This window comes from Streptomyces sp. NPDC058307, assembly GCF_042880295.1.
Lineage (GTDB): Bacteria > Actinomycetota > Actinomycetes > Streptomycetales > Streptomycetaceae > Streptomyces.
This window is the reverse complement of record NZ_JBHVYZ010000032.1, coordinates 87,935-96,987: the sequence shown is the minus strand read 5'-3', so window position 1 is coordinate 96,987 and position 9,053 is coordinate 87,935. Positions and strand designations below refer to the sequence as shown.

Below are 9,053 nucleotides of genomic sequence, written 5' to 3'. Positions count from 1 at the left end.
GGGGGGGCGGGGGTACAACCACCCAACCGCTGGCGCGGGCCTCCCCCGGGGGGGGTGGGGCCCGGGGGGTTACAGCCGCCCGGCCGCCCCACCGCGGCGATCTGCCGGCAGTAGAAGTCGGTGGTGTTCCGGGTGTGCCGGCGCATGAGCTCCTCGGCGCGGTCGGGGGCGCCCTCGCCGATGGCCTCGATGATCCTCGCGTGCTCGTTCCAGGCGTCCTTGCCGCGGGGCTTGGCGATGGGCATGTAGTACCAGCGCACCCGCAGATCGACCTGGGGGATGAGTTCGGCGAGGACCTCGTTGCGGGACAACAGGGTGATGTGGCCGTGGAGGGCGGCGTTCGCCTCCACGATGGCCCGCGCGCCCCCCGCCGCGAGGGCGGTCAGCCCGGTCTGCTGGAGCTCCCACAGGCGGGCGACGTCGCGGACCGTGGCGTACTGGGCGGCGCCCCGCGCGGAATGGGTCTCCAAGAGAGCCCGGACGCTGAGGAGTTGGGCGCACTCCTCGGTGGTGGGGGAGTGCACGAACGCCCCCTGAGAGGGGCGCAGGTCGACCCAGCCCGCGGTCTGGAGCCGCTGCAGCGCCTCACGGATCGGCTGCCGGCTCACCCCGAGACTCTCCGCCAACTCGGCCTCGACGAGGTGCTGGCCAGGTATGAGCGAGCCGTTGACGATCAGCTCGGTGAGAGCCTCGTACACCGCCTGACGCAGCGGAGTGGGCCTGCTGATCGAGCCACGGGTTGTCACGGTGGGCGTATGGGGCATGGCCCTGTCTCCCTCGTTCGACTGGTGGGGCCCGGAAATTGCACGGCCGGAGCCCTGGCGGCGACCTTCCCATGCAGAATACTGTATGCAATCATTGTTCGACAGTGGACCAGCAGCCACGCAGCAGCCACGCCCAAGGGGGTCGCCCCGTGTCGTACCGCACCGCTCTCACCGAAATCCTGACCGGCGTAGTCGGACCCGCCGCCGAAGCGACGGCCCTCCAGGGCCGGTTCCCTCGCGGTGCCGTGACGGCCCTCGGCCGCGCCGGACTCCTGGGACTCACCGTCTCCACCGAACTCGGAGGCGGGGGACAGGGATTGCCTGCCGCCGTCGACGTGGTGGCGCGGACCGCGCGTGTCTGCCCGGCGACGGCGGCCGTGCTCCGGTCGCACTACACGGCCGTCGCCGTCATCGAGGCGTACGGCGGCCCCTGGCTGCGCGCCGAGATCGCCGCCGGACGTCACCTCGCCAGCCTCGCGCTCGCCGAGTCGGAGGCGGAGGCGGAGTCGGAGTCGGAGTTGGGGGCGCATGCGGAGCCGGCATCGGAGGCCGAGGGTGACGGGCCGACGGCGGAGACCCAATTCCTCGTGCCGCGCTCCGTGGCCACCCGCTCCGGTGAGGTGGTGGCCCTGCGGGCCCGCAAGCAGCGGGTGGTCGCGGCGGGGGAGGCCGACCTCTACGTCTGGTCCTCCCGGCCGCTCACCGCCCCCGACGGGCTGACGCTCTGGACGGTCCCGGCACACGCCCCGGACCTCTTCGTCCCGGCACGGCCCGGCGCCGCCGGCCCCCGCGGCAGCGCGACGTCCACGGTGTTCGCCGATCCGGTGCTGGTCCCCGCGGAGGCGATGCTCGGCGTCGACGGACGCGGACTCGACATCGTGCTGCGCACGGTCCTGCCGTGGCTGCTCGAACTGCGGGCCGCCGCCGAGACCCACCGCCCACCGGCCCCCGATACGGCCATCGACCAGGCTCTCGACCCGGCCCTCGACCTCGGGAGCGCCCGCCGCCCCGCAGACTCCCTCGCCGCGTCCTGAACCCGTGCCCGCGAAGACGTCAGTTCTGGTTCGCCCTGGCCGCGATCTGCCTCCGGTAGAAGTCGGTGGTCCGTTCGGTGTGCTTGCGCATGACCTCGCCCGCCTGGTCCGCGTCGCCCTTGGCGATGGCCCTGATGAGCTGGGTGTGCTCGTTCCAGGCCTCCTTGCCGCGGGGCTTGGCGATGGGCGTGTAGTACCAGCGGACCTTCTGGCCCACCTGGGCGATCAGTTCGGCCAGTACGGCGTTGTCGGCGACGGCGGTGATGAAGTCGTGCAGCGCGGTGTTGGCGGAGACCAGCCGCTCGACGTCGCCGTCGGCGAGAGCGGCGATGCCGTCCAGTTGGAGTTCGTCAAGACGAGTGATGTCCTCGGGCTTCGCGTTCTTGGCGGCGAGCTGCGCAGAGTAGGTCTCCAGGACCGCCCGGACGCCGAGGAGCTGGGCGGCCTCCTCCTCCGTGGGGGAGTGGACGAAGGCCCCCTGGGCGGGCCGCAGATCCACCCAGCCGGCGGTCTGGAGCCGCTGGAGGGCCTCACGCACCGGCTGGCGGCTGACGCCGAGGTGTTCGGCGAGCTCGGCCTCGACCAGGTGCTGGCCGGGCTTGAGGGAGCCGTTGATGATGAGCTCGGTCAGGGCGTCGTACACGGCCTGACGCAGTGGTGCCGGGCGGGTGACGCGCCGGGACGCTGCGGCCGTGAGTGCCTCGCGCATGGTTGTCCCGTTCTGCCGCCGGTGTCGCCGGACGGCGGCTTTGCCGAGTGGGGGCCGTTCGGAGGGTCGCCGAAGGCCGCGTCAGCATACAGGTTTTGGTATGCAACATGGCGAGTCTCGGTCCGGGCCTCCGCCCGGGCCTCCGCCCGGGCCTCCGTCCCGGTCCCCGTCCGGCAGGTTGTGTATACAGAAGCCTGTATGGAGTATGGTCGGAGTCTCCTGCACCCCTCGCCGGGGACCCGCGTGACGGAAGGCGAAGCGATCATGACGACCAGCGGGAGTAACGTGACGGTCGAGAGCGTGGTCCGGAAGGTGGTGGCCCGTCACCGGGGCGAGCGCGGTGCGCTACTTCCCGTACTGCACGCCGTCCAGGCCGAGTTGGGCCATGTGCCGCAGGAGGCCGTGCCGGTGCTCGCCGAGGAGCTCAACCTCTCCCGGGCGGACGTCCACGGAGTGGTGACCTTCTACCACGACTTCCGCCGCGAGCCCGCAGGCCGCACCACCGTGCGCATCTGCCGCGCCGAGGCCTGCCAGGCCCTGGGCGCCGACCGACTGGTCAGCTTCGCGCGCGAGTCCGGACTGACCCTGGGGGAGACCACGGCGGACGGTTCGGTCACCGTCGAACAGGTCTTCTGCCTCGGCAACTGCGCGCTCGGGCCCTCCGTCGAGGCGAACGGACGGCTGTACGGACGAGTTGGCCCCGCCCAGCTGGGCTCGATCCTCAACGGGACGGTCTCCTCATGAACAACCCCTCGCACGACACTGCCACTGCCACTGCCACCGACACCGCCACCGTCTACGTCCCCCGCGACTCCGCGGCCAGGTCCGTCGGCGCGGACGAGGTCGCTCAGGCCCTCCAACAGGCCGCAACCCGCGGGGACTTCGTCCTGGACGTCGTACGCAACGGATCGCGCGGCATGCTGTGGCTGGAGCCCCTGGTCGAGGTGGTGACCCCGCAAGGACGCGTCGGCTACGGCCCGGTGGCCCCGGAGGACGTCGACGGACTCCTGGCCGCGGGCATGCTCGACGGCGCGGACCATCCCCTCCGGCTCGGCATCGTCGACGAACTGCCCTGGCTGGCACGCCAGAACCGGGTCACCTTCGCCCGGGTCGGCGTGACCGACCCCCTGTCGGCCGAGGACTACGAGGCGCACGGCGGCCTCGCGGGACTGCGCGCCGCCCTGGACCTCGCCCCCGCGGACGTGGTCGCCGAGGTCACCGCGTCCGGACTGCGCGGCCGCGGCGGTGCCGGATTCCCGGCCGGCATCAAGTGGAAGACCGTGCTCGACTGCGCCGACGAGCTGAAGTTCGTGTGCTGCAACGCCGACGAGGGCGACAGCGGGACCTTCGCCGACCGGATGGTCATGGAGGGCGACCCGTTCATGCTCATCGAGGGCATGACCATCGCCGCACACGCGGTCGGAGCGAGCGAGGGGTACCTCTACATCCGCTCGGAATACCCGGACGCGGTGGCCACGATGCGCCGGGCGATCGGGATCGCCCGCGAGCACGGCTGGCTCGGCAGGAACATCCTCGGCTCCGCCCTCGACTTCGACCTGCACGTCCGCGTCGGCGCCGGCGCGTACATCTGCGGCGAGGAGACCTCCATGCTGGAGAGCCTGGAGGGCAAGCGCGGCATGGTCCGCGCGAAACCGCCGATCCCCGCGATCGAGGGCCTGTTCGGCAAACCGACCGTGGTGAACAACGTCCTCACCCTCGCCACCGTGCCCGTGGTCCTGGCCGAGGGCGCACAGGCGTACCAGGAACTCGGCGTCGAACGATCCCGCGGCACGCAGGTCTTCCAGCTCGGCGGCAACATCGCCCACGGCGGCATCGTGGAGACCGCCTTCGGCATCACCCTGCGCGAGCTCATCGAGGAGTACGGCGGCGGCACTCTCTCCGGACGCCCCGTGCGCACCGCACAGGTCGGCGGTCCCCTCGGCGCCTACCTGCCGACGGAGATGTTCGATCTGCCCATGGACTACGAGGCGTTCGCGGCCGCCGGGGCGATGGTCGGCCACGGTGGCGTGGTCGTCTTCGACGACAGCGTCGACATGGCCGCGCAGGCCCGCTTCGCGATGGAGTTCTGCGCCGAGGAGTCCTGCGGCAAGTGCACCCCGTGCCGGGTCGGCGCGGTGCGCGGCGTCGAGGTCATCGACAAGATCGTCGCCGGCACCCACCGGGACGAGAACCTCGCCCTGCTCGAAGACCTCTGCGACCTGATGACCGAGGGCTCGCTGTGCGCGATGGGCGGGCTGACCCCGCTGCCCGTGCGCAGCGCCCTCACCCACTTCCCCGACGACTTCCTCGGCGGCCGTCGACTCCTGGACATCCAGCCCGTACAGGTGACGGGCCGAAGGACGGAGGACACGGCATGACGCTGCTCAAGGAACCCGACTTCGGAACGCCCGAGAGGCCAGGACCGGCGACGGTGTCCGTCGAGGTGGACGGCCTGCCGGTGACAGTCCCCGAGGGCACCTCGGTGATGCGCGCGGCCGCGCAGGCCGGCGTCGACATCCCCAAACTCTGCGCCACCGACAGCCTGGAGGCCTTCGGCTCCTGCCGCCTGTGCGTGGTCGAGATCGACGGCCGGCGCGGCACCCCGGCGTCCTGCACCACCCCGTGTGCCGACGGCATGAAGGTCAGCACCCAGACCCCGAAGGTGGAGAAGCTCCGCCAGGGCGTCATGGAGCTCTACATCTCCGACCACCCCCTGGACTGCCTGACCTGCCCGGCCAACGGGGACTGCGAACTCCAGGACATGGCAGGGGTGGTGGGCCTCAGGCAGGTGCGCTACGGCTACGAGGGCGCCAACCACCTCGACGCCGAGAAGGACACCTCCAACCCCTACTTCGACTTCGACCCGTCCAAGTGCATCGCCTGCTCCCGCTGCGTCCGCGCCTGCGGCGAGGTCCAGGGCACCTTCGCCCTCACCATCGAGGGCCGCGGCTTCGACTCCAAGGTCTCGCCGGGCGCCGGCGAGACCTTCATGGACTCCGAGTGCGTCTCCTGCGGCGCCTGCGTCCAGGCCTGCCCGACCTCCACGCTCCAGGAGCGTTCGGTCGTCGAACTGGGCATGCCCACCAGGTCGGTGGTGACCACGTGCGCGTACTGCGGGGTCGGCTGCTCCTTCAAGGCCGAACTGCGCGGCGACGAACTCGTGCGCATGGTGCCGTACAAGGACGGCGGCGCCAACGAGGGCCACTCCTGTGTGAAGGGCCGTTTCGCCTTCGGCTACGCCACCCACCCCGACCGTCAGCTCAGGCCCATGGTCCGCGAGCGGATCACCGACCCCTGGCGCGAGGTCGACTGGGACGAGGCGATCGGTACGGTCGCCCGGCGGATGCGCGAGATCCAGGACCGTTACGGATCAAGCGCGATCGGCGGGATCACCTCCTCGCGGTGCACCAACGAAGAGGTCTACGTCGTACAGAAGATGGTTCGCGCGGCCTTCGGCAACAACAACGTCGACACCTGCGCCCGCGTCTGCCACTCCCCGACGGGATACGGCCTCAAGCAGACCTTCGGCGAGTCGGCCGGCACCCAGGACTTCCGTTCGGTCGCCGAGGCCGACGTCATCGTGGTGATCGGCGCCAACCCCACCGACGGGCACCCGGTGTTCGCCTCCCGGATGAAGCGAAGGCTGCGTGAGGGCGCCAAGCTGATCGTGGTGGACCCGCGCCGCATCGACCTCGTCCGCTCCCCGCACATCGAGGCCGAGCACCACCTCCAGCTGCGGCCCAGCACCAACGTGGCCGTCGTCAACGCGATGGCGCACGTGGTCGTCACCGAGGGCCTGGTGGACCGGTCCTTCGTGGACGCGCGCTGCGAAGGCTTCGACGACTGGGCCGAGTTCGTCGCCCGCCCGGAGAACAGCCCGGAGGCCGTCGAGGAGATCACCGGCGTACCGGCCGCCCAACTCCGGGCCGCCGCACGGCTGTACGCCGAAGCACCCAACGGGGCCATCTACTACGGCCTCGGCGTCACCGAGCACAGCCAGGGCTCGACCATGGTCATGGGAATGGCCAACCTCGCGATGGCGTGTGGAAACATCGGCCGCGACGGCGTCGGCGTGAACCCCCTGCGCGGCCAGAACAACGTGCAGGGCTCCTGCGACATGGGCTCCTTCCCCCATGAACTCCCCGGCTACCGCCATGTCTCCGACGACGCCGTCCGTACCGTCTTCGAGAACCTCTGGGGCGGAACCCTCCTCGCCGAACCGGGACTTCGCATCCCCAACATGTTCGACGCGGCCATCGACGGCACCTTCCGCGGCCTGTTCGTGCACGGCGAGGACATCGCCCAGTCCGACCCCAACCTGAGGCACGTCACCGCAGCCCTCGAAGCGATGGAACTCGTCGTCGTCCAGGACCTGTTCCTCAACGAGACGGCCAAGTTCGCGCACGTCTTCCTGCCCGGCGCGTCCTTCCTGGAGAAGGACGGCACCTTCACCAACGCCGAACGCCGCATCAACCGGGTACGCGCGGTGATGAAGCCGAAGACCGGCAAGCATGAGTGGCAGATCGTGTGCGAGATCGCCACCGCCATGGGCTACGAGATGTCCTACGACCATCCCGGCCAGATCATGGACGAGATCGCGTCGGTCACGCCGACGTTCACCGGGGTGTCCTTCGACCTCCTCGACAAGCTCGGCAGCGTCCAGTGGCCGTGCAACGAGGAGGCGCCCGAGGGCACGCCCATCATGCACGTGGACGAATTCGTGCGCGGCAAGGGCAAGTTCGTGGTCACCTCCTACGTGCCGACCACCGAACGCAGCACCCGGCGCTTCCCGCTGGTCCTCACCACGGGCCGCATCCTCAGCCAGTACAACGTCGGCGCCCAGACCCGCCGCACCGGCAATGTCGCCTGGCACCCCGAGGACGTACTGGAGCTGCATCCGCACGACGCCGAGGTCCGCGGCATCAACGACGGTGACATGGTGACCCTGGCCAGCCGCGTCGGGCAGACGACTCTGCGCGCGGAGCTCTCCGACCGCCTGCCGACCGGGGTCGTGTACACCACGTTCCACCACCCGGTCACCGGCGCCAACGTCGTGACCACGGAGAACTCCGACTGGGCCACCAACTGCCCGGAGTACAAGGTGACCGCCGTACAGGTCGCGCTCGCCCGTCCGGACCGGTCGAGTGACACCGAGGCCGCTGACACCGAGGCCGCCGGGAACGACCTCGTGACGGCGGTGGACTGAGATGACGGCGACCGTGCCGGCCGAGTGCAGGATGGCCAACGACATCGCCAGGAACCTCGGTCATCTGCCGGGGGAGGAGGCCGCCGAGGCGATCGCGGGGCACATCGGCAGGTTCTGGGACCCGCGCATGCGCACCCGGCTCCACGAGTTCGCCGACGCCGGAGTGGACGGCCTGGACCCGCTGGTGGTGGCCGCGGTGAAGCTCCTGCGCTGACCGGTGCGGTCTCCTCCCTGTACATCGCCCCAGACTGCATACAGTATGGAGCCAGTGGTCCGGTGGGCAGGGAGGAGCCGCTCATGCTGTTCCGGCAGCTCGAATACTTCGTGGCGGTGGCGAGGGAACGGCACTTCGCCCGGGCGGCGGAAGCCTGCTACGTCTCCCAGCCCGCGCTCTCGGCGGCGATCGCCAAGCTGGAGCGCGAGCTGAACGTCACGCTGATCAACCGCGGCCACAACTACCAGGGCCTCACCCCCGAGGGCGAGCGGCTCGTGGTGTGGGCCAAGCGGATCCTCGCCGAACAGGACGCCTTCAAGGCCGAGGTGGCCGCCGTGCAGTCCGGCATCACCGGAACCCTCCGCCTCGGCACCGACCCGACCGCGTCCACGACCCTCGCCCTCCCCGTGGCCGCGTTCTGCGCGGCACACCCCCTGGCCAAGGTCCAGGTCCGCTCAAGGCTCTCGACCAAGGAACTCCATCGCCAGCTGCGCGACTACGAACTCGACGTGGCCATCGCCCACTTCGACCCGGACGACCAGGACGGCCTCCAGATCGTCCCCCTCTACCAGGAGAGATACATGCTGCTGGTCTCAGACGACCAGCTGGTGGCCCAGTCCGCCACCGTGTCCTGGGCGGACGCGGCCCAGTTGCCGCTCGCACTGCTGACGCCGGACATGCGGATCCGCCAGATCGTCGACACGGTGTTCGCGGAGAAGGGGTATGTGGTCACCCCGCAGGTCGAGACGGACTCGATCGCCTCCCTCTACGCGCACGTGGGCGGCGGTGGCTGGGCGAGCATCGTGCCGCACACCTGGCTGCGCGCGATGCCGGTGGTCGGCCGGACGAGAGCTCTCCCGCTGGTCGACCCGGAGGCCGGCGCCCAGGTCTCGGTGGCCATCCACGCGGCGACCCCCGGCTCGGTCGCCGCCCGGGCCTTCGTCAACGCGGCGACAAGCCTGTCCCTGGACGACTTCTTCGCCCGCCCCCTCCCCGCGGAACACCGCGTGCGCTGAGCCCCACCGATCCCGGTACGGCCTCGCGCCCGTACCGCCATCCGTCCCAGTCCGCGTCACGGCCGAGCGCCGGGCGCCGACCGCCGAGCACCGCGTGCGCCGAACTCCCA

At 70.7% G+C, this 9,053-nt stretch carries 7 protein-coding genes and 1 pseudogene; 6 read left to right on the top strand and 2 right to left on the bottom strand.

Annotated elements, in window-relative coordinates:
- Positions 1-92 precede the first annotated feature (92 nt).
- A pseudogene (locus ACFVYN_RS23205) lies at positions 93-764 on the bottom strand (GntR family transcriptional regulator); the annotation flags it as partial.
- 149 nt (positions 765-913) lie between these two features.
- On the opposite strand from ACFVYN_RS23205, the gene ACFVYN_RS23200 reads away from it, so the two are divergent.
- Positions 914-1,798, top strand: coding sequence for an acyl-CoA dehydrogenase family protein (locus ACFVYN_RS23200; RefSeq protein WP_390001425.1), 885 nt, complete (start codon positions 914-916; stop codon positions 1,796-1,798).
- Positions 1,799-1,817: 19 nt separating this feature from the next.
- On the opposite strand, the gene ACFVYN_RS23195 is transcribed toward ACFVYN_RS23200, so the two are convergent.
- Positions 1,818-2,507: a GntR family transcriptional regulator gene (locus tag ACFVYN_RS23195; protein ID WP_390001424.1), complete on the bottom strand. Its 690-nt coding sequence runs from the start codon at positions 2,505-2,507 to the stop codon at positions 1,818-1,820.
- Between the two features lie 264 nt (positions 2,508-2,771).
- Here ACFVYN_RS23195 and ACFVYN_RS23190 point away from each other — a divergent pair, with 264 nt between their 5' ends.
- The 5 genes from ACFVYN_RS23190 to ACFVYN_RS23170 all read left to right on the top strand — a co-directional run bounded on the left by ACFVYN_RS23190 (position 2,772) and on the right by ACFVYN_RS23170 (position 8,943).
- Positions 2,772-3,251, top strand: coding sequence for a formate dehydrogenase subunit gamma (locus tag ACFVYN_RS23190; RefSeq protein WP_390001422.1), 480 nt, complete (start codon positions 2,772-2,774; stop codon positions 3,249-3,251).
- Positions 3,248-4,885: a formate dehydrogenase beta subunit gene (locus ACFVYN_RS23185; protein WP_390001421.1), complete on the top strand. Its 1,638-nt coding sequence runs from the start codon at positions 3,248-3,250 to the stop codon at positions 4,883-4,885. The genes ACFVYN_RS23190 and ACFVYN_RS23185 overlap by 4 nt, the downstream gene beginning before the upstream one ends.
- Positions 4,882-7,713: a formate dehydrogenase subunit alpha gene (gene fdhF, locus ACFVYN_RS23180; protein ID WP_390001419.1), complete on the top strand. Its 2,832-nt coding sequence runs from the start codon at positions 4,882-4,884 to the stop codon at positions 7,711-7,713. Before ACFVYN_RS23185 ends, fdhF begins: the two co-directional genes overlap by 4 nt.
- A 1-nt stretch (position 7,714) precedes the next feature.
- On the top strand, positions 7,715-7,927 hold the full coding sequence (locus ACFVYN_RS23175) for a formate dehydrogenase subunit delta (RefSeq protein ID WP_389113437.1): 213 nt from the start codon (positions 7,715-7,717) through the stop codon (positions 7,925-7,927).
- 83 nt (positions 7,928-8,010) lie between these two features.
- Positions 8,011-8,943: a LysR family transcriptional regulator gene (locus tag ACFVYN_RS23170; protein WP_390001417.1), complete on the top strand. Its 933-nt coding sequence runs from the start codon at positions 8,011-8,013 to the stop codon at positions 8,941-8,943.
- Positions 8,944-9,053: the final 110 nt, after the last annotated feature.